This is a genomic window from Treponema sp. Marseille-Q4132 (genome assembly GCF_014334835.1).
GTDB lineage: Bacteria > Spirochaetota > Spirochaetia > Treponematales > Treponemataceae > Treponema_D > Treponema_D paredis.
In genome coordinates this window covers 441852-462291 of the sequence record NZ_CP060591.1, presented here as the reverse complement: position 1 = coordinate 462291, position 20440 = coordinate 441852, and the positions used below count along the sequence as shown (strand labels likewise).

The following is a 20440-nucleotide window of genomic DNA, read 5'->3' as shown; positions in this document are numbered from 1 at the left end:
AGTATTCTTTGCTGTTAATGCGCTTCGTAGATAAAGTCGTCGCCGAAAACGAAGGCGAGCGAAACATATATGCAATAGGCGATTATTAAAACACCGAAGATGAAAGGAAGCCAATTTCCGAAAAGCGCATAAACCGTCGAGCTGTGTTTGTAAACGGGGATGGAAACCGCGAGCGAGTTTTTTTCAAAGAGCGGCATATCGGCTACGATTTTTCCCGCAGGGTCGAGTACTGCCGAATAACCTGCGTTCGTCGAGCGCACGAGCGTCGTGCGGTATTCGATCGCGCGGTAAGAAGCGATAACGAAGTGCTGGTATTCGGCGGACTTCGTATTCGACCATGAATCGTCGGTTATGTTGATAAATACGTCGCTGCCGTATCTGTGAAGCGGACCGCACACGTCCGACGGAAAGGCATCTCCGAAGCAAACGGGCGTGCTGACACGTACGAGAGGCAGCTCTTTTTCCTGCGCATCTTCTTCGGCATCTTTTGCAAGCGATACGATTTTCGACGCGCTCTTTGCGCGCCCTTCGTTCCATTCACACGGGATATCGAAGAGGATGTATTGATCGCCCGCTTTCCATCCGGCCGAAATTCCCACGAGCTTATCCATCAGATTGACCGCCCATTCGTATTCTTCTCCGGGAAGAACTTCGGCAAAGGGGACGAGGTGAATCTTTTCGTACGCGCCGCGGAAATTGCCTTTGCCATCGAAGAGAAGCGAAGCATTGCTGAATCTGCGCTTCTCTCCGTCGGCGACGTAGGGACCGCCGATGATAAAGGGTACGTTCATCCTTTCGATAAAGCGCACAAGCGGCTCTTCGGGAGGATAGAGCGAATAATAGGCCTGTCCGCTCGGAAACGAGTGACGAAGAACGCCTTCGCTCCAAACGACGAGGTGCGCATCTTTTCCTTCCTCTCTCAATGCGTCGATTTTTTCTTCGCTGAGTTTTTCCGATGCAATGATCGACGCTTCATCTGAAGATTCGTTCCACGGATTGCTGTTTTGCTGCACTAAAACGGCGTTGAGCGTTTTTTCGGGTTTGCGCGGTTTTGCGTATTGAAAAGCTCCGTATAAGAACGAAAGCGCAAAGAGGGCGACGCATACGCCCGCCGTACGCTTGAGCGCCGAAAGAGAAGCGCGAGGTGCGATAAGATTCGGCGCACGCTTGAGCAGCAAAAGACCTTCCGCGCAGACTGCCGAGCACAGCGCAAACAAAAACGAAACACCGTACGCGCCTGTGAGATCGGCGATTTGCATAAAAAGCCGCCACGGAAATGCGCTCGACGAAAGCGTCCCCCACGGATATGCGAGAAAGCCCGTTCCCGACGCTTTATACCATTCGTAGAGCGTGTATGTACACGAAAACCAAAAGACGCGGAACGGAATGCCGTATGCCGTGCGTCCGGCCCCTTCTTCAAGACGCTTTTTCCAACAGGCCGCTTCCGTCTCTTTGCAAAGACTTTTCCCTCCGCCGTACCGTGCGTAGGGTACGTAAAGCATGCGCCCTAAAATACCGCCGATGAGGCCGGTTCCCAGTGCCGATGCACCGAGCGTAAAAATCGCAAAATCTTTAAAAAATGCAAGCCAAAAACTTGAAAGCAGGTGGACGGAAAAGGTATGCAGGGCGCCGAGCAGAAACGCGCTCCGGTAGGAGGCGCATTCGGCGAGTGCGATATAGAGCGGAATGAGCGAAACGAGGGCGATATAAGGGCATCCGAGTAAAAAAAACTCGTTCGGAATGGATGCTGATACGAGAATCGCCGAAAAAAGTACGCGGAAAACTTGTAAAAAGTTACTCATTGGTATACAATGGAAAACAGTATAATATATAACGCCGCCGAGTACAAGCGGCGTTTTAAGGATTCGGACTGCCGTATGAAACAGGTGAGAGGTACCCACAAACAAGAATATGAAGTTTATCCGAAAGTGACGGCCGTCGCTCCCGGACGTTTTCATCTCATCGGAGAACATTCGTGGTTTTTTCGCGACAAAACGCTTTCCATGGCGGTAAACCTTCCGGTTTACGTTTCCGTTTCAAAGCGCGACGATTCCGTACTGAAATTTTACTTTTCGCAGATGAACGAGCGGAAAAGGGCGAATCTTTCATCGCTGAAGTTCAGACGCGAAGACCGCTGGGCAAATGCGATTAAAGCCGTCATTTCGGGATTCCTTTCAGGCGGATGTACGCTCGGCGGCATGAACATCACCGTGTACAGCGATATCCTCCCGTCCGCCGGTTTCGGCATTACGACGGCGATCAAAGCCGCAAGCGCCCTCGCATTTCGCGAACTCTTTTCGCTCGGTATCAGCGACGAAGAAGTACTGCAGGCGATTGCGCGCGGTAATAAATCGTTTTTAAAAACGGGCAACTACAACGCCGACAATTTTGCCGCCCTCTATTCGAAAGCGGGAAAGCTGCTCATCACCGATCACGCGCGTGCCTCCTACGATTACGTCGATTTTCCCTTCGACGACTCTCTCGTTCTCCTTACCGACGCGAGAGTGCCGCGAGTGTCCGTATGGGATGAAAATACGATTCACGAATCGGAAAACGCGCTTTTGCTCGGCGATCTCCGCGAACGGAAGAAGGGCGTATACGGCGGCTGGCAGTACGAAAACAATGTTACCGAAATAAACGAAACGCTTTCGGCGGTAAACGAAGATACGAGGCGTAAGCTTTTGTGCATCATGCGCGAACACAACGATGTCATCGATGCGCGGGAAGCTTTGGTCAAAAACGATTTCGGAACCTTTGCGCGCGCGGTAAACCACAGCCACGAAAGCATGCGCGACTTGTTCGAAATTTCGTGTCCGGAAATCGACTGGATATTAAAACGCGTCGGCGAACTCGAGCCGAATCTCGAACAGCTTCGAAATCCCGTTACGTGCGGACGCATTACGGGAAAGGGTTTCGGGCGCTGCCTGTATACGCTTATCAGAAAAGAAGACGAAAAAGCGTTTCAAACGAAGCTTTCCGAATACGAAAGGATATTCGGTTTTCATCCGTCTTCGTACCGCGTGCAGCCTGCCGACGGTGCGCACATCGTAAAGTAAAGGCGAATATAGGATTTTACGGTGAAATTGCTTTTAACAAACGACGACGGATTTTCCGCCGACGGTATAAAAACGCTTGCAAGGCACTTGTCCGGTGCGGGACACGAAGTGTGGATATTTGCGCCCGACAGAAACCGCTCGGCCGCTTCGAACCGCATTACGATGGATAAGCCGCTTCGGATAAAAGAGCACGGACAGCGTATCTATTCGTGTTCGGGTATGCCCGCCGACTGCGTCATCGCCGCACTCAAAAGCGGCATCATCGGAAGCGGTGTGGACGCCGTGCTTTCAGGGATCAACCGCGGAGCAAATATCGGAACGGATATTCTCTATTCGGGGACTGCGGCTGCAGCGAGACAGGCGGTGCTTTACGGAGTGCCCGGGATCGCTTTCAGCGTGCGCTCTTCGGACGGCCTTTGGCGTTACGATGCGATGGCGCGCTTTGCTTCTTCCAATCTTTCTTCTCTCATTTCGCTTACTCATACGGCAAACGGAGACGGCACTCCCGACGGTCTGTGCATTTTTGTAAACGTCAACGGTTTGTCTCTCGAGCGCTACGGCGGCGCTTCCTTTGCCGATGAAATATCGTTTCGCGAATACAGGGATGCCGTTCACGTGCTTGAAGGACCCGACGGCGACCGCTACAGCTTTTTTTGCGGAGGGGACATCGTTACGCACGGCGGAGATGCAAGCGACAATGCGGTATGCGAAAAAGGTTTTGTCGCCGTCTCGCGCATTTATGCCGAAGTGCGCGCTGCGAAAGGAGTGGACGGCATTTCGTTTTCGGTGTAAAATAATGCGACGGTGGGGCTATGGCAAAAGAAGCAAAAAAAACATCCGAAACTCCCGATGTATTGCGGCAGGGCATACTGCTGTATAAGCAAAAAAAATATGCTGACTCTCTCGCATTTTTTCTCGCGCTTCCTCAGGATACGGGCATCGACGGTATAGAGCTTGCGTATTACATAGGGCTGTGCTATGCGAAGCTCGAACGCTACGACGACGCGCTTTTGTATTTGGAACAGGTGGTTACGTCGGGTACGGAACTCGAGCGCGTTCTGCAGTGCCGCTTTCTCCTCGCCGTCATCTACGCGCTTTCCGGCCGCAGGCGTCTTGCCGAATTCGAGCTTAATAAACTACTCGAAACGGGCTACCGCAACGCATCCGTCTATGCGGCTATCGCCTTTATCGCGTGGGAGCAAAACGACGTCAAAAAATGTCTCGAATACTACGAAAAATCGCTTGAAACCGATCCCGAAAATCTCACGTCGCTGAACGGCATGGGATACGTGCTCGCGTGCGAAAATACCGATTTGACAAAGGCTCTGTCATATTGCAAAAAAGCGGCCGCATCCGAACCGAAATCCGCCGCATGCCTCGATTCGCTGGGGTGGGTGTATTTCAAACTCGGCCTCATGGAAGAAGCTTCAAAATATCTTACGGAAGCGCTAAAGCTCGACGGTTCGAACGCCGTCATCAAAGAACACGTCGCGCAGCTTGAGGCTTTTAAGGACGACCGATGAAAAATATTTTTTCCCATGCACCGCATTCCGTTCATTCGGCAAAAAAATCGATACGTAAAAATGCTTTCCGATCGGTACAAAGAGCGCTCCTTTTGTTGCTGCTGTTCGCCGCATCTCTTTTCGCACAGGATACGGCAGGGCTTTCCGCTCCCGGGAGAATGCGCACGGCCGATGAAGGCTTTGCGGCCGAAGAGTTCCGGCGCGGCGTACAGGCTTATTATCGAGGCGCGTTCAACGAAGCGATTTTGCAGTTCGAACGTTCCCTTTCATACAAGAGCGACGACAATTTGATTCTCGACTGGCTCGGCAAAGCTTATTACCGAAGCGGTCTTGAAGGCGAAGCGCTCGCATCGTGGAAGAGAGCCTACGAAAACGGCTGGGGCGGCATCCTCATGCAAAACAGGATCGAAGTTGTCAGCGAGCGGCGCGTGACGGGCGATGCCTACGGAAAAGACGCGCGCTATACGGAAGCGGGAAGCTTTCCCGGCATGAACGGAGATGTCCTCGTGTTCAGCGAACCCGTTTCCTCTCTTCCGCTTGCCGACGGCACGCTGTGGGTCGTCGCTTACGGTTCCAACGAACTCTTGAAGATAAACGTCAACGGCACCGTCGTGCGCCGCGCCGAAGGACCGATCAACGGATTCGATCGGCCGCTCGACGTGATTGCGCTTCAAAACGGCAATATGCTTGTCAGCGAAAGCGCGGGCGACAGGCTTTCGCTTTTGAACCCCGACGGAAAATTTATTAAATATATCGGCTCGAAGGGACGCGGCGTCGGTCAATGCGTCGGCCCGCAATATCTTGCCGAAGATGAAAACGGAAACATCTACGTGACCGACTACGGAAACAGCCGCGTCGACGTATTCGATAAAGACGGAAACGCGCTCTTTTATTTCGGAAGGGCGCAAAACGGCTTTGCGGGCTTTCAGGGACCTACCGGCATCGCATCCGTTTCGGGCAGCATCTACGTCGCCGACAACGTGACCGGCGGCATCTATCAATTCGATACTGCAGGCAACTTCATCCGCACGCTGGTGAGGGAAAAAACTTTCCGCTTTCCCGAATCGATGAAAGCGTGGAACGACTTTCTCGTCGTCTGCGATTCGAACAAAGTGATTTCGGTCGACCTCGAAACGGGAGCGACATACGAAAGCGCGAAAACGGGAAACGCTCCGTCTCGCCTGACGAGCGCGGTGCCCGATGCGAACGGCAACGTCCTCGTCACCGATATGAAATCGAACGAAGTGTATGTGATGACGAAAATGCAGGAGCTTATCGGCGGACTTTTCGTACAGATCGAACGCGTCAATGCCGATAAATTTCCCCTTGTCGTCGTCGAACTCTCCGTCGAAAACCGCCGCCGCGAAAGCGTCGTCGGTCTCGGCGAAGAAAACTTTTTCTTGACGGAAGGAAAGCGTCCCGTTTTGCAGCAAAAACTTATCGGCGCCGCGTCGAATAATAAAATCGAAGATATTACGATCATCATCGACCGGTCGAAAGAAAGCGCGGCTTACGGAGCGCAAATCGAAAGCGCCGTGCGCTCTCTTGCATCTGCGATGAAAGGCGAGGGGACTCTCCGCATCGTCTGTGCAGGCGCCGTTCCCGCGACGGAATATAAAGGTTCTCCGCGCGCGGCCGAAAAATTCGGCATAAACGTTTTGAAAACGCCCGTGTCGGTCGAAGTGCCCCTCGACCTCGCGCTGCGTCTTGCCGCAAACGATCTCATAAATGCGGAAGCAAAACGCGCCGTCGTATTTTTAAGCGCGGGAGGAGTGACGCAAAACGCTTTTAGAAAGTACGGACTTTCCGAACTTACCGCATATTTCAATAATAATTCGATCGCGTTTTCACCCGTCCTCCTTACGCAGGGTGCCGTCGATCCCGAAATCGCTTACCTCGAAGAAAACACGAAAGGCAAATCCTATTACGTTTTCAGACAGGAAGGACTTGCCCCCGTCATCGACGATTTGCGGAATCTTCCCGTCGGACGCTATCAGCTTTCGTATATGTCTTCACTCAACACCGATATGGGGCGCGCGTTTTTGCCGATTGAAGCCGAAACCTATCTTATGAACCGGAGCGGCAGGGACGAGAGCGGATACTTCGCACCGCTCGAGTAAGAGCGTGCGGCTTACGATCGCCGCTGCCGGTTTTTCGGTAATCTTGCACGTATACGTACTTAAAGTATAAATATTTTTCGGAGGAAGCAAGACCGATGAAAAAGACCGTTTTATTCGCCCTTATGTGCGCTGTATGTATGTGCGTGTATGCACAAAATACCGACACCGATTTGTATTATCAGGGGTTTACGTATAAAGATACGCGATGTATCGTTACGGGTAATGCGGTAAATGTCCGCTCAGGAGCGGGAAGCGGATATGCAAAGCTTTTTCAGCTGAATGCAGGCGATATTGTATCCGTTATAGAAAAATGCGATGCGCCGCCTTTGCTCGCCGAAGGCGCCTTATCGTATTGGTATAAAATTACATGCGGTAAAGGCACGGGCTTTATGTGCGGACGCTGGCTTACGTCAAAATATGCCGCAGGCGATATAAATGCGGACGGAAAAACCGATTACATAACATACCAAGCGTTTTACCGCATTCCGTATGGTGCGGAGGATTTTGATGAATATATATTTACAAACGATACGTTTTTGCTGATACAAGGCGGCACCGTTTCGGAACTGAAAGGTCTCAGTTTTATACCGAAAGAAAAAGGACATCCGTATAGACCGAGAGATATTGCCGTTATTGCCGATCTTGAACTTCCTATAAAAAATCCCGTTATACTGTTTTCAAACTTTTTCGGATACGGATCGGGCCGCAGTTGTATATGCGATTTTTATTTTTTCAATGAAGATAATACATTTTCACCGATAATCTCAGCCGGCTCTTTTTGGGAGGGGTATTACTACAAAAAAACGAAACTCATTTTTCCGAATAAAGCCTACGATGTGTATAATCAAAAATGGAGCGCTTCGGAAAAAGGTCGAAAGAATATCATTATCAAGATAACGAAAGACGGAAAAGAGAACGATAAGTATGAAACGGAAAGCGAAACCGTTTCGCAAACCGAGTATCGCTGGAACGGTGCTTCTTTTGAACAGGTTCGGTAATTGCGGGTTTTATGAGAGGTAATCATGAAAACGTATCAAGACGCAAATGCGGCGGTCATCGACCGATGGATTGCGGAAGGCTGGGAATGGGGTAAGCCCGTCGATCATCAAACATTTGTGCAGGCGCAAAACGGACAATGGTCTGTAGTATTGACACCGACAAAACCGGTCCCGCGCGAATGGTTCGGTGATTTAAAAGGCAAAAAGCTTTTGGGGCTTGCGTCGGGAGGCGGTCAGCAAATGCCGATTTTTACCGCCGCCGGAGCGGAATGCACAGTGCTTGACTATTCGGAAAAACAGCTTGAATCGGAACGCATTGTTGCCGAACGCGAAGGCTATCGCATAAATATCGTGCGCGCGGATATGTCAAAACCGCTGCCCTTCGCCGATTCATCTTTCGATATTATTTTTCATCCGGTGAGCAACTGCTATATCGAAAAGGTCGAGCCGGTATTTGCCGAATGTTTCCGCGTGCTTAAAAAAGGCGGCGTGTTACTGTGCGGTCTGGATATCGGCATAAACTATATTGTCGATCAAAAAGAAGAAAAGATTATCAACGCTCTTCCGTTTAATCCGCTCATTTACGAAGCGCACCGCAAACAGCTTGAAGAATCGGACAGCGGTTGGCAATTTTCTCATACAGTAAGCGAACAAATCGGCGGACAGCTTTGCGCAGGCTTTACGCTCACCGATATATACGAAGACACTAACGGCGAAGGCCGCCTGCACGAACTGCACATCCCGTCGTTCATTGCGACACGTGCGATAAAATAATTTGTAATCGGTAATGCGCTGATTGATAATGAACAATGAGGCGGGGCTGTGATAATTATGTTGCCGGCTACTTCTGCATCACCGTGGTAGAGCGCGTACATCTATAGAAATTTTTGAAAAGAAGAGGGTTGACTTATGTATTTTACAGAAAAAGAAAAAAGTAATATGGCCGTATTATTTTCAGAAATATCAAATACTAAAAAAAATGATTTTATATTTTTTTATAGCGATGATTTGATCTTTTCTGTAAAGGTAGAGAATTTTTTTGATAGCGATAACGATGAAGATTTTGATTCCGAAAATTATGAAGAATATAATGCATGTGTTGTTCAGATAAAGCAAATTTTAGTTGATAAAAATAATAAATTCAAAGGAATAGAGCTGTTTGAACTAAATTATAGGAATTTTCCAAGAAAAATAAAAACTGAGGACGGACGAATTATTTTAAAAGAATTTGTCTAACTCCCGCATCAACTTGACGATAAAGACAGGCTTTAATGCAGGTTAAGCGAATGGTAAGTTGATTTCGCACAGGGGAAGCTGAAAAGGACAACGGATTATCACTAAGCGAGGTTTGTCCCGGATGAGAAAATCGAATTGCCGAAAATCGGCGACATTATTGCAAAGAAAAATTGAAAAGCGATTCGGATAAAATCCCGAATTGCAAAAAGACCGCATGAAGGAGTGCCGGTACTTTGGGATATGTTCTTGCGTTTTTAATAATTCATCTCGTTATTATTATACCGCTCGCGGTACCTTTTATTTTATTCGTCGTTGCGGCGATCAAAAAGAAAAAAAAGATATTGTTTTTTGTTGCTATGCCTTTTATTATTCTGCCGTATTTGCCGTACGAGAGCAGAGCGTTTTGGGGATATAAAATTACGAACGAGTGCCGGATAAAAAAACATCTCTTTCAAAAAAAATATTATTTGGCGGACGAAAAAAGCAAAATGCTTGCGGACGGTGTTTTTGAATGGGTAATTACGGATGAGTATATTTACGGTTTTGACGGATATGAATCCGAACATGCAGTCGGTTTTATTTATGATCGCAAAACAAAACAAGGCGAGAATTTTAATCATGATGAATTTATTTCGGAATGCAAAAGACTGGGGCTTGAATATCCTTCACGTTTTGATAATATTTATACTTTGCAAAACGGTTTATCGAGAGCATATCTGCCGGATGGCGAACGATGAATAAAAAAAAGGTTGGTATAATGAATATCCGTATTAAAACCTGGAAGGATATGGTGTTCCTTCTATTGGCATTTATCTCATCTACCGCAATTGACAAAATTCTTGAACTGCTTAAAGGGAATAGTAGGAGTTGTGAATTTAAGACAAAACTTAAAACGGATAGACTGTTGCTCTGCAGTTTTATAGGTTTGATTTTTTTTGTTGTTTTTATTATTTTAGCGTATGTTTTAAGAATCTTTTGAGTTTACAACAAAAGATTAGGGTAAAAAGCGCTTTACCGGTAATATACAAATTATTAATTATACGAATGGGAACGACGTGCGTGATGTAGCGCAGGGAAAGCAACGATATGAAAACGCCGACTAAAGATAAAACCTGTGTAAATATATATTATCTTTTTACGATTATTGCCGTGATTAATGTAATATTTCTTTTATGCAAGCACTTTATTCCCGATCTTTTTCCGGATCCCGCCGACATATATAGGCAGGCAGAAATTGTCAAAGCGGTAATGTTCAACGATATCCCCATCGTTAAAAATGATTATGATGAAGATTCGTTGGTGATTACGTTAAATCGCTATTCCAAGACAAAAATATTTATAAGAAAAAAAGAGACGGGGAGTAAAGAGTACGGTACCTATTATTATAAAATCAAAGACGGCAATACTATGCTGCGCGTAAAATGGCAGATCGATTCTTCAGATGCTATAAGCATTATTGAAGTATGTCTTGTCTCGGTAAAAAATAAAAAATTACGGATGATTTATCCGAATGAGAAAGATGAATGAAAAAAACAGTCGCAGTATGTATCGTATTTGCGGGATTGCATTTGTTTTTGACGGCAGGAACAAATGCCGTAACGATCAAACCGTTGTCTGTCGATGAATTTGAAAGACGATTTGCGCTTATTGAAAAGATACGAACGGAATGCGCAAATCTCCTTTTGTGTGCAAAGAATGAAATTGACAGCAAAACCTTCGATATTTACATTATAGAACACGGAGCATCGGAGGACGGGGATATTGTCCTCGTTTATTATACATATAAAAGCAAGGTCTTTTCTGATAAAAGTCAGTTGCTATACCTTATTATCACCGAACCGTATACCGATGCCGTGCAGGATTCGCGTTTATATAATTTATCATTTATGAGTGATCCGACAAAATTATTTTATAATTGGAATAAAAACTGATGATTGCATTTACGAATGACGTTTTTTGGCTGTATTGAATATGTATGAATATTGATGTTTTACTTATTATAAAATTTCTATCGCAAAAGATATAACCAATGGAAAATCGGATTACAAAAATTAACGGAGTTTGCTAAAAAGGGAGAAGCTAAAATTGAATTTGTCAAATAACGATGTTGATATTATTATTAAAAAGATGGAATTTTACCGAACAGAGGTCGATTCTTGCGGAAATATTGAAAAAGCAAATAAAGCTTTCGATTTTTCCATAAAAAAAATTTGTGAACTGATTTATTCCAAGAGATTAGATTTGTTTGTGGAACTTCTTAAAAATAAAAAACCTGTAATTGTTTATACGATGGCATTGTTTCTGTTGCCGATTTCGGAAATAAAAATATTCAAACGGTTGCTAAAACTTTTTATTTTAAAAGGTTATTCTGTTAATTCACAAACTTTGTGGGCTGAATATAAATCCGGGCGTTTAAAATTTCCAAAATTAATAAACGGTAAGGTTATTTATGTTTTTAAGGAAGAGTATTTAGAGCAATTTACACAAGAGGAAAAAAAGCAAATTCTTTCTTCTGTATAATTTACGGCACTCACAATTCCCCGTACCTCAATCCGAAGCATAAGAGCCCGACAAAAAAGTACGCGGCGAAGGATAGGATAAACACGATATTGTACGGAAAAAGCTTGTTCTTTTTCAAAGATAAAAATACGGGTGCGGCAATTCCCGTAAGAATACATAATCCTATCAACACGAGTATAATAGTGTCCTTAAAAAACAGTAATGCCGTTGTGATTTTCGGAAAAAAGGCAGCCAACGGAAAAACGGTAATGTATTCGAAAAAACCTTCACGTATGAGATATATAGGGCTCGGCTTTTCGTTCGATATGATATATTCAAGTAAAAAACAGCCTGCGAATAAAATAAAAAACGCGGATATATAAAAAATTATTATCTTTTTCTTTTTCATAATGTTCAATCGTTTCCTGTCATTCGCCCGTATAATTATTTTTGCCCTTTCAGTGTTTCCGCACGTGTCGTTTTTTCTCCTGCGAGGAGGCGCGCTTTATGCACTTTGACGTCGGGGTGTTTTTTTGCCAAATCGAGGATAGCATTTTCGACTGTTTCTTTTTTCTTTTCTCCGAAATCGAAGAGTTCTTCCTGGTGCGGCTCCGATGCGCCGCTTATGTGATCGGCTCCGATGCCGATGAGGCGTATGCCGCGTCCCGATTCGTATTTTTTTTCAAACAGAGCGCATGCGCGTGCGTAGAGGTCGTCGATCGACGTTATCTTTGACGTTGAAGTTTCTCGGGCGGAAACGGTTGTAAAATCTTCGTAGCGTATTTTTACAAAAACGGTTTTGCTCGTATAGCCTTCGCGCCGCATACGGAACATGACGGTGTGCGAGAGTTCCATGATTGCGGTTTTTATCGCGTATGTGTCGGTGAGGTCGTATGCGAAAGTTTTTTCGGAACTCAGCGAATGGGAAGAAGCGTCTCTCATAAAAGTGCCGGGTTCTCTTCCGCGCACGACGTTGTATAAAAAATTGCCTGCGGCTTTTCCGAACAGTACGCAAAGCAGTTCTTCGCTTTTTTTCCGAAGATCGCGCGCGGTAAAGATGCCCGCCTGATTGATGCGCGAAAGCGTTTTGTGTCCGATGCCCCATATTTTTTTTAGCGGCAACGAAAGCATAAAACGTTCCTCGTCTCCCGGTTTGACTTCAAAAAATCCGTCGGGCTTCGACATTTCGGATGCGAGCTTTGCGATGTATTTCGTGCTTGCAAGTCCTATCGACACGGTGAGTCCCGTCGTATCGCGTACTTCTTTTTTTAATCGGAGCGCTGTTTGTTCGGGATCTCCGAAAAGGAGTTCGGTACCCGTCAAATCGATAAAAGCTTCATCGATCGAAATCTGATCGACGTCGGGAGAATATTCGCGGAATATATCCATGATCCGCGCGGAAACTTCGTGATAGCGCTCATGTCTTCCGTGCAGGTAGATGCCCGAAGGGCAGAGCCGGTACGCTTCTGCGACGGGCATAGCCGAATGGACGCCGTATACGCGCGCTTCGTAGGATGCAGTCGAAACGACGGCGCGCCGCTCGCCGGGCAGCCCTCCGACGATTACGGGTTTTCCGCGGAGCGCGGGATTGTCGAGCTGTTCGACTGAAGCGAAAAAGGCGTCGATGTCGACGTGGAGAAAGCGCTTTGTCATAAAAAGCCGCCGCTTTTTTGAGAAGGAATGTCGAAAGTGTACGTGCTTTTAACGTACGTGTTTTTTTCGCCTGCTTCGTAGAGCGCACTCACTTTTACCGTCGTCGAAACCGAAGTGTCGGCGGTATATACAAAGACGAGCGTTTCGGGCGGGTACGGCGGGATCGCAAAGGTATCGGTGTTTGTGCCCGTATCGGATGCGTATTCGGAATCGGAGTAGAGTACGGGATTTTTCGATTCGCCTGTAAGCGAGACGGAACACAAAACTGCGTTTTTCCCGAGCCGTACGACGAGGCGGCGCGATGTGTCGCCGAAAAAAGTTCTGTCGCTTACGCTGCACGAAATATCCTTCGAATCGTCCGTCCGTATGTTTTCGGAAATTGAGGACCGTTTTTCTCTTCCGCTTTCAAAGCGATTTGAAATAAAGGTGATCGCCGCAAAAATCAATGCCGCGATTATTGCAATAGCCGCGAGGGAGAGGACGGTATTGCGCATGCGCATGCCGAAAGTGCTGAGCGATACGTTTTTCCATCTTTCGTTCATGCGCGCTATAATGCGGAACCACTGTATTAAAAACGGAAGGAAAACAAAGGCGAGGAGCACGTTTACCGAAAACGGACTGTATGCGACCGTGCGGAATGCGTTCGTCCGTCCGAAATTGATTATCTGCACAGCGTAGGGTAAAAAGGGCAGTCCCATTATAAAAAAAAGCGCTATGAGAAAACCCGTACGCTTGAGCGGGCGCGACAGATAGACGATGATATATTCCGCCGTAAACAGGAAAAAAAGCGATATATCGACGGCGGCAAAGATAAAAATATTGACGACGGAAGCGAGCGTGAGAATATATGCGTAGGCTTGTTTTTTCAGTATGCCTTGCTGCCGTATTTGAAAGAGATACAGCGATGTTACTATGATAAAAGCCGCGGTAATTTTTAAGATAAACTGCACGAGCGTTCCGATGCCGAATACCGCCGCCAAAAAATGGGCGGGCATTTGACTTGCTTCGAGAGAAAGAGACGCGATAAGAGCGGTAAGCGGGAGTATGTACCACAAGCGCAGTACGTCGCGCCGTATTTTTTTTCTGTTTTTTTTGTCGGCGATAAACGAAAATTCGCACAGGATAAAAAGGCTTACGAATGAAATAATCATAAAACACAGCACGATAAATCGTTCGTCGAAATTGACGACGGCGCTCTTCGTCGGAAGGAGTATATAATGCCTGTCCCAGCTTGCACTTCCCGCCGCAGTATATGAAAAAACGAATGACGTCAAAAGCGCATTTGCTCTTTCGACGGCGGAAGGAAGGGAAACCGCCGCGCACGGAATTTCGCGTGTAAGAAAAAAATCCGTGCGTTCATCGCTTTCGATGAGGGAGAGACGGAAGAGCGAATTGAAGCCGCCGCCGCGAAGCGTATAGGTTTCATTGTTTTCATCGCACGCGCGGATGAGACGCAGCACGAGCCAATCGGGCGAAACCGTTCCGCCGCCGCCCGGTTCGATTGCCGTTTTTTCTCCTGAGCTGAAATTAAAACACACGGCCGCATAATCGTCCGGCGTTTCGATGTTTTTTGCGAAAACGTCGGTACCCCGTATCTGCGCCGTGCTTCGATCGATTCGTTCGTCGCCGTAGGAAAAAAGCAGGATGATATCCGAGTCGCTTTTCAGTTCTTTTAAGCGGCGTAAAAACGGTGCAAAAAAATCACGGCGGGCGTATGCGTCTTCCATCGTAAAAGCGAGGATGAGAGAAGTGCGCTCGTTCGGTTCGGCACTTTTTTCGGATGCGGAAATGCGGGTATAAACGTTGTACGGAAAATCGTTTTGACCGCCGGATACTAGCGGTGCGCTTTGCGCTTTGAAACCGAAAGACGAAAGGAACGAAGCCGTTTCGCGGCAGAGTTCGCGGCCCGTAGGCACGTTTTCCGCTCCAAAAACAGCGGAAGCGAAAATACCGATAAAAAAGCACAATGCCAAGCGCTTCGTTTTCATGCCGTCAAGTGTATTGTATAACGTGTTTACAATGCAAGTCCTATTGTATATAATATGGCTATATTTAAATGTTTTATTGGAAAAAATTATGGGTACGACTGAAAAAAAATTCATGTTCGGATTGCCGCTGAAAGTCATATTGACCGAAAACGGTGCTTCTTATTTTATAAGCCGGAAAAAAAAGCTGTTGCGTTTCAGACTTGCCGACAATGCCGACGAATACGGTCTTTTCTTTAACAAGTTTTCTCCTCAGTCCGTTCAACGCATGATTTTGCTCGATTACATTTCCAAAATAGAAATATCGATGACCGAATTCGTTTCGGCGCGGCAGGAAGTGATGGATCTGTCGAAGATACTCGTATACTCTCTGCTCTACAAACAATTCGATCGGGAAGTGTACTCGGCGCTGATTAAGTGCACATGCGTGAGAAAATATAACCGTGCAAATCCCGCACACCTCATCGATGAAGAAACGTCGATAAGCGATCGTCAGCTCAAGCTCATGCTTTTAAATAAAGACCCGATCATCGCTCAGACGCGTAAGCAGATTCTCGATCCGATTTGGCAGAGTATTGTGGACAATAAAAGCTACTCCGCCGAAGAAAAAAATATCAACCTTTTGATGAGCGAAAAATTTTTAAATCGTTTGGGTCTCATGAATTGGTATGTCATTACGCTGTTCTGCAAAAACGAAGGCTTTTCGGAAATACTTCTTACGATACGCAATAAGCTCATCTCGTATATGGAAAAATCGCGCGTCGCCGAATATATTTCCGTCATGATCATGGAGCTTGCGCTTAACAGCGAAAGTTTGAACATCCGAAAAGAGGCGCGCAATATGTATCGGGGTGTGGATAATATCGATTCGCTCATCCTCGATACCGTCATCCGCCAAAAAATTATTAAAGAAATGCAGAGAAAGCGAGAGCTCGTGTTTTTGTCATGGAAGATCGGAGGAGGCGCTTCGTCGATCGGCAGGCAGGGCAGACTGCAGATTACTCTGTACAATAAAGACGATGCGTTTCAGGAAATCAAAGAGACGATCGAAGCGAAAAAAACCGCGGACACGAGTAAAAAGTCGCTCATCGATTTTTACCGCGAACTTCCCGAAGGACAGGAGGGTATCGACTTGGGACTGTACTACCTGTCCTATCTCGACGACGCGTGTAAAAAGGTCGGCGTAAAATTCGAATCGCTTGTGAGTCAGTTTACGGCAAGCGATTTAACCGTTATCAATTTGATATTCAATTTTTAACTATGAAATCGCCCGTACCGCTTTTCGCATTCGTCGTTTCGCTCCTTTTTTTTTCCTGTTCGTCTTCGGCACCCGATGTGAAAGCTGTGAGGGCCGTTTCAGTTTTCGATTATGCGGACGGCGATTCCTATCCGCGCATGCGCCTTGCGGTTTTTACCGAAGCGGGAAGCGATGTGCGGAGAGCCGAAAGCATCCGCATCGTATCGAAGGAGACGGGCTGGGAATGGAAAGCGACCGGCGTCGAAATTTTTTCTTCGGATGCGAAGCAGTGGGCGGGCTATACGAATTTCGTTTCATCCGGAGATCGGTCGATCCCGCAGGGAGCGTACACGGTTTTTTTTACGGATGCGCTCGGTCATGACGCGGAAAGTTCTTTTTCCGTTTTTTATCCCGCATCTCTTGCGCGTACGCGGTCAGCTGAGGCGAAAGCTGCTCTCGGAAAAGCGGTGCGGGAACGGATAGCCGTCTACGACAAGGAAGACGTTCTCATCTATTTCGATGTGCGTAAAGCCGAGTGGAAAACGGACGACGACGTATGGCACGATATGGAAAACGCTTTTCGTATGCGTCTTTGCTTTTTAAACGCGGACAAATCGGTGCTGTGCTTTATGCCCTTTATCGATCGTTCTGAAATTTTGCCGGCGAACGGGGAGTGAGCGCTTTGAACGAGGCGGAGATATTCGAAGAAAAGCGCTCTTTCCGCGACGTAAAAACTTATGTCGTCAGGGCGTCGCGCATGACCGACGGGCAAAAGCGCAATTACGCGGAGCTTGGCGCGAAGTGGTGCGTTCCGTACCGGGAATCGCTTATCGATTATACGGCTCTTTTCGGAAACGATAACCCCGTCACGATCGAAATCGGCTTCGGTATGGGAAGCGCGACGGCGGAAATCGCTTCGAACAATCCCGATAAAAATTATATCGGCATCGAAGTGCATAAGCCCGGAATCGGAAAGCTGCTCGGCGAAATCCGATCGCTTGGTTTGGAAAATCTCCGCATCATCGAAGGCGATGCCTCCGCCGTGCTTTCGAATATGATTGCCGACGCTTCGGTTTCCGCTTTTCACGTATTTTTCCCCGATCCGTGGCCGAAAAAGCGCCATCACAAAAGGCGTCTCGTACAGCGGCCGAGAACCGATCTCTTCGCATCGAAGCTCATAGAAGGCGGTTATTTTTATATGGCAACGGATTGGAGCGAATACGCGGATTTTGCGCTTTCCGAACTTGCCGCAACTGAGGGCTTGGTGAATGCGTACGAGGGCTTTGCAGAAAAACAGGCGTGGCGGCCCGAAACGAAATTCGAAGTGCGCGGAATACGCGCCGCTCGGGAAATTCGCGAACTTTATTTTTTTAAACGACGATGAGGGTGTATGAACGAACTGTTTGCTTCCGATACGGCGGAAGCGCAAAAACGCTCGGCGGAAACGGAGCAAAAAAAGCGCATCGAGGAACTCCGAAAATCGATACGGCGCTATCAAAAATCCTATTATAACGGCGAAGGCGAAATAAGCGATGAAGCGTTCGACGCCTTGTGGGATGAGCTTAAATCTCTCAATCCGTCCGATCCGCTCTTAAAAAAGATCGGGCAGGATTCGGGCAATTTCGAAAAAGTCCGCCACATCATGCCGATGGGAAGTCAGGAAAAAGTTGCAAATCCCGAACAGTTTTTAGGCTGGGCGCAAAAGCACGACTACGGCGAATACCTCGTCGAATACAAACTCGACGGCGCTTCTCTGGAACTGCAATACGAAAAAGGAAATCTCGTACGCGCCGTAACGCGGGGCGACGGTACGATCGGAGACGATATCACGGCAAATGCAAAAAAGATGAAAGGCATTCTCCCGAAGCTTTGCGGCGCGGAAAATTTTACCGGAGCCGTGCGCGGCGAAGTGATTATGACGCACGGCGTTCATCGCGCGAAATACGGCGATAAAGCGAACTGTCGGAATGCCGCGAACGGCATCATGAAGCGGAAAGACGGTACGGGAAGCGAAGACTTGGAGATGATCGCATACGACGCGTGGGCGGCCGAAAGCGAGGCTCCGTTTCGGGATGAAGAGGAAAAAATCGAGTGGCTTTCATCGTGCGGTTTTGCCGTCGTGCCTCTTGCAATCTGCAAAACAGCCGATGAAGTCGTCGCATATCGTGCGGGCGTCATGGAAAAAAGAAAATCGCTCGACTACGACATAGACGGTCTTGTCGTAAAAGAGCGGACGATCCGCAGGGACGATGCGGCGAGAGCGAGGCCCGAACGGCAGATCGCGTTCAAGTTCAGTCTCGAAGAAGCGGTATCCGTCGTCCGCAGCATCGAATGGAGTAAAAACGGCGGAACCTATACTCCCGTTGCGATTTTCGATCCCGTGGAACTCGCCGGTACGACCGTGCAGCGCGCAAGCCTTGCAAACCCGGATACGATGCGCGCGCTCGGCGTTGCCGTCGGTTCATCGGTCGTCGTCGTAAAGCGGGGGGAAATCATCCCGAAAATCGAAAGCGTCGTTCCGAACGAAAATGCGACTTTTCCCGTCGTCTTTCCGAAAACCTGTGAAACCTGCGGCACTTCTCTCGTCGATGAAGGCTCTCGCCTTTTTTGTCCGAACAAGTCATGTCCGAAGCGCGTGCTGCATCAGCTTTTGAAATGGGTACAAATCGTCGATATCCGCGATTTGGGAGAAACGCTTGTCACTTCTCTTTTCAATGCGGGAAAGCTTTCTTCGATCAGCGATATCTATTCACTTACCGTCGATGCGCTTACACCGTTTTTTTTGAACGAAGAAAGCATCGCTGCGGAAAAAGAATCGCTCGGAGCGGCGAAGGTTGTCGCGTCGATCCAAAACAGGAGGCGCATGAGCCTTTCGGCTTTTGTCGCGGGATTCGATATCGAAGGGATAGGGGAGACGATGGCGGAAAAACTCGTCGCCTCGGGCTTCGATACGCTCGAAAAACTTTTGCAGGCATCGGAAGCGAACATAGCAGGCGTATACGGCTTTGCCGAAAAGACGGCGAAAATTGCGGTCGAAGGGCTTTCCGAAAACGCGCTTGAAATGCGATCCCTCGTTTCGTCCGGGACGATAGCGATCATCGAACAAAAAGCCGGAGTCTTTGCGGGAAAATCTTTTTGTTTTACCGGAGAGCTTTCGACGATGAAGAGGGCCGATGCGGAGAGCCTTGTCAAAGAGCGGGGCGGCATTTGCAAATCATCGGTGACAAAAGATTTATCTTATCTCGTCACAAACGATAAAGAAAGCGGTTCGTCGAAAAACGCAAAGGCCGCAAAATTCGGCATCCCCGTTATCGATGAGAGTGAATTTATTAAAATGGTAAACGGTTAAACGAAACGCTGAAATAGCGCGTTTCGTTTAACTTCGAGTTTTCTTTTGAAAACTCGCGGATATACGTGTGCGCAAGCGCACACGACTGCGGCATTTTCGAAAATTGACATTTTCTGCAATGCCGCATTTTAAGGAAGGGCTAGGGCGAATCGGATATGGCGAGAGAAAGAACGGCAGGCTATTTTATTTTCAATGCGGTCTTTGCATCGCTCCTCGCTTTGTTTATCGTGTTTGCCGTCCGCTTTGCAAACTGTTTCGGCGCCGCCGAAAGACTTCCCGGCATCGAGCGCTATGAAATCATGCGGATTTTACTGTACGGAACGAGTGTCGGATCCGACGGGGAAACCGTGAGCGCTTCCGTTTCGATTCTCGACACGAGCGGTAACGAATGCGCCAGGATTGAGCGTTCATGGCGAGGTTCCGCACTTGCAGTCGATTTTAAAAGTGCGGAGTTTTCGGGCAAGCGTTTTTATTTTCCGTGTGAACTCTACGGCAGGGAAATCGTATCCGCTTCTTCCCCTTTTTTCCGTCGGCACGGCACCGAACTTTTTCGTTATTATAATGAAAATACACAGTGTATGCTTTTGGGTTCGGCTTCAACTTTCGAAGACCGTTATGATCTGTACACGCTCGCCCGTTTTGCTCTTACACCTTTTTCGGTTTTTGCCGCGGGTTTTTCGAAGAGCTATTCGGCGGATCTTGCGCAGTGCAGGGCGGGCGTCTATTACAGTATTATCGTCGGTACGGACGGAACGCTGAAAATCGAAGCGGCGTATTGACGGTA

The 20440-nt window shown here is 47.6% G+C and carries 18 protein-coding genes; 15 read left to right on the top strand and 3 right to left on the bottom strand.

The annotated features are described in order from the left end of the window. Positions 1-14 precede the first annotated feature (14 nt). Positions 15-1802, bottom strand: coding sequence for an apolipoprotein N-acyltransferase (gene lnt / locus H9I35_RS02145; RefSeq protein ID WP_187420013.1), 1788 nt, complete (start codon positions 1800-1802; stop codon positions 15-17). A 75-nt stretch (positions 1803-1877) separates the two neighbouring features. Between lnt and H9I35_RS02140 the strand changes: the two genes are divergently transcribed. The 10 genes from H9I35_RS02140 (at position 1878) to H9I35_RS02095 (ending at position 11453) form a co-directional block, all read left to right on the top strand. Next, positions 1878-3056: a galactokinase gene (locus H9I35_RS02140; RefSeq protein WP_252722696.1), complete on the top strand. Its 1179-nt coding sequence runs from the start codon at positions 1878-1880 to the stop codon at positions 3054-3056. Positions 3057-3077: 21 nt separating this feature from the next. Then, positions 3078-3848: a 5'/3'-nucleotidase SurE gene (surE, locus tag H9I35_RS02135; protein ID WP_187420011.1), complete on the top strand. Its 771-nt coding sequence runs from the start codon at positions 3078-3080 to the stop codon at positions 3846-3848. A 20-nt stretch (positions 3849-3868) separates the two neighbouring features. Next, positions 3869-4579, top strand: coding sequence for a tetratricopeptide repeat protein (locus H9I35_RS02130; RefSeq protein WP_187420010.1), 711 nt, complete (start codon positions 3869-3871; stop codon positions 4577-4579). Further along, complete coding sequence (locus H9I35_RS02125) at positions 4576-6699, top strand: hypothetical protein (RefSeq protein WP_187420009.1); 2124 nt, start codon at positions 4576-4578, stop codon at positions 6697-6699. The genes H9I35_RS02130 and H9I35_RS02125 overlap by 4 nt, the downstream gene beginning before the upstream one ends. Before the next feature lie 95 nt (positions 6700-6794). After that, positions 6795-7697 (top strand): SH3 domain-containing protein, encoded by a 903-nt coding sequence (locus tag H9I35_RS02120; protein ID WP_187420008.1) that lies wholly within the window; start codon positions 6795-6797, stop codon positions 7695-7697. Between the two features lie 24 nt (positions 7698-7721). Further along, positions 7722-8471 carry a class I SAM-dependent methyltransferase gene (locus H9I35_RS02115; RefSeq protein ID WP_187420007.1) on the top strand — a complete coding sequence of 250 codons (750 nt, stop codon included), beginning with the start codon at positions 7722-7724 and terminating at the stop codon, positions 8469-8471. A gap of 135 nt (positions 8472-8606) precedes the next feature. Continuing rightward, positions 8607-8933 (top strand): hypothetical protein, encoded by a 327-nt coding sequence (locus H9I35_RS02110; protein ID WP_187420006.1) that lies wholly within the window; start codon positions 8607-8609, stop codon positions 8931-8933. A gap of 356 nt (positions 8934-9289) precedes the next feature. Next, entirely contained in the window at positions 9290-9670 is a 381-nt protein-coding gene (locus H9I35_RS02105) for a hypothetical protein (protein ID WP_187420005.1), read from the top strand. 349 nt (positions 9671-10019) lie between these two features. After that, positions 10020-10460, top strand: coding sequence for a hypothetical protein (locus tag H9I35_RS02100; protein ID WP_187420004.1), 441 nt, complete (start codon positions 10020-10022; stop codon positions 10458-10460). A 600-nt stretch (positions 10461-11060) separates the two neighbouring features. Continuing rightward, positions 11061-11453 (top strand): hypothetical protein, encoded by a 393-nt coding sequence (locus H9I35_RS02095; RefSeq protein ID WP_187420003.1) that lies wholly within the window; start codon positions 11061-11063, stop codon positions 11451-11453. Positions 11454-11876: 423 nt separating this feature from the next. Here H9I35_RS02095 and dinB read toward each other — a convergent pair whose 3' ends face one another. Both dinB and H9I35_RS02085 read right to left on the bottom strand, forming a co-directional pair. Next, a complete protein-coding gene (gene dinB, locus H9I35_RS02090) occupies positions 11877-13085 on the bottom strand; it encodes a DNA polymerase IV (RefSeq protein WP_187420002.1) in 1209 nt (402 codons plus the stop codon). After that, positions 13082-15073 carry a hypothetical protein gene (locus H9I35_RS02085; RefSeq protein WP_187420001.1) on the bottom strand — a complete coding sequence of 664 codons (1992 nt, stop codon included), beginning with the start codon at positions 15071-15073 and terminating at the stop codon, positions 13082-13084. The genes dinB and H9I35_RS02085 overlap by 4 nt, the downstream gene beginning before the upstream one ends. 88 nt (positions 15074-15161) lie before the next feature. Between H9I35_RS02085 and H9I35_RS02080 the strand changes: the two genes are divergently transcribed. The 5 genes from H9I35_RS02080 to H9I35_RS02060 all read left to right on the top strand — a co-directional run bounded on the left by H9I35_RS02080 (position 15162) and on the right by H9I35_RS02060 (position 20435). Next, complete coding sequence (locus H9I35_RS02080; RefSeq protein ID WP_187420000.1) at positions 15162-16328, top strand: DUF8084 family protein; 1167 nt, start codon at positions 15162-15164, stop codon at positions 16326-16328. A gap of 2 nt (positions 16329-16330) precedes the next feature. Further along, positions 16331-16984, top strand: a complete 654-nt coding sequence (locus tag H9I35_RS02075; RefSeq protein WP_187419999.1) for a hypothetical protein — start codon at positions 16331-16333, stop codon at positions 16982-16984. Between the two features lie 80 nt (positions 16985-17064). Then, on the top strand, positions 17065-17691 hold the full coding sequence (trmB, locus tag H9I35_RS02070; RefSeq protein ID WP_252722743.1) for a tRNA (guanosine(46)-N7)-methyltransferase TrmB: 627 nt from the start codon (positions 17065-17067) through the stop codon (positions 17689-17691). A gap of 6 nt (positions 17692-17697) precedes the next feature. After that, on the top strand, positions 17698-19656 hold the full coding sequence (gene ligA, locus H9I35_RS02065) for an NAD-dependent DNA ligase LigA (RefSeq protein WP_187419998.1): 1959 nt from the start codon (positions 17698-17700) through the stop codon (positions 19654-19656). Between the two features lie 155 nt (positions 19657-19811). Continuing rightward, positions 19812-20435, top strand: coding sequence for a hypothetical protein (locus H9I35_RS02060; protein ID WP_187419997.1), 624 nt, complete (start codon positions 19812-19814; stop codon positions 20433-20435). Positions 20436-20440: the final 5 nt, after the last annotated feature.

What these genes read in the sequence shown, in the direction of transcription:
- H9I35_RS02125 (WP_187420009.1), top strand. Translation starts at nt 4,576, where the DNA reads ATGAAAAATATTTTTTCCCATGCACCGCATTCCGTTCATTCGGCAAAA.
- H9I35_RS02130 (WP_187420010.1), top strand. Translation starts at nt 3,869, where the DNA reads ATGGCAAAAGAAGCAAAAAAAACATCCGAAACTCCCGATGTATTGCGG.
- H9I35_RS02115 (WP_187420007.1), top strand. Translation starts at nt 7,722, where the DNA reads ATGAAAACGTATCAAGACGCAAATGCGGCGGTCATCGACCGATGGATT.
- H9I35_RS02140 (WP_252722696.1), top strand. Translation starts at nt 1,878, where the DNA reads ATGAAACAGGTGAGAGGTACCCACAAACAAGAATATGAAGTTTATCCG.
- trmB (WP_252722743.1), top strand. Translation starts at nt 17,065, where the DNA reads ATGACCGACGGGCAAAAGCGCAATTACGCGGAGCTTGGCGCGAAGTGG.
- H9I35_RS02085 (WP_187420001.1), bottom strand. Translation starts at nt 15,073, where the DNA reads ATGAAAACGAAGCGCTTGGCATTGTGCTTTTTTATCGGTATTTTCGCT.
- H9I35_RS02105 (WP_187420005.1), top strand. Translation starts at nt 9,290, where the DNA reads ATGCCTTTTATTATTCTGCCGTATTTGCCGTACGAGAGCAGAGCGTTT.
- H9I35_RS02095 (WP_187420003.1), top strand. Translation starts at nt 11,061, where the DNA reads ATGGAATTTTACCGAACAGAGGTCGATTCTTGCGGAAATATTGAAAAA.
- H9I35_RS02100 (WP_187420004.1), top strand. Translation starts at nt 10,020, where the DNA reads ATGAAAACGCCGACTAAAGATAAAACCTGTGTAAATATATATTATCTT.
- H9I35_RS02060 (WP_187419997.1), top strand. Translation starts at nt 19,812, where the DNA reads ATGGCGAGAGAAAGAACGGCAGGCTATTTTATTTTCAATGCGGTCTTT.
- dinB (WP_187420002.1), bottom strand. Translation starts at nt 13,085, where the DNA reads ATGACAAAGCGCTTTCTCCACGTCGACATCGACGCCTTTTTCGCTTCA.
- H9I35_RS02120 (WP_187420008.1), top strand. Translation starts at nt 6,795, where the DNA reads ATGAAAAAGACCGTTTTATTCGCCCTTATGTGCGCTGTATGTATGTGC.
- lnt (WP_187420013.1), bottom strand. Translation starts at nt 1,802, where the DNA reads ATGAGTAACTTTTTACAAGTTTTCCGCGTACTTTTTTCGGCGATTCTC.
- H9I35_RS02075 (WP_187419999.1), top strand. Translation starts at nt 16,331, where the DNA reads ATGAAATCGCCCGTACCGCTTTTCGCATTCGTCGTTTCGCTCCTTTTT.
- ligA (WP_187419998.1), top strand. Translation starts at nt 17,698, where the DNA reads ATGAACGAACTGTTTGCTTCCGATACGGCGGAAGCGCAAAAACGCTCG.
- H9I35_RS02080 (WP_187420000.1), top strand. Translation starts at nt 15,162, where the DNA reads ATGGGTACGACTGAAAAAAAATTCATGTTCGGATTGCCGCTGAAAGTC.
- H9I35_RS02110 (WP_187420006.1), top strand. Translation starts at nt 8,607, where the DNA reads ATGTATTTTACAGAAAAAGAAAAAAGTAATATGGCCGTATTATTTTCA.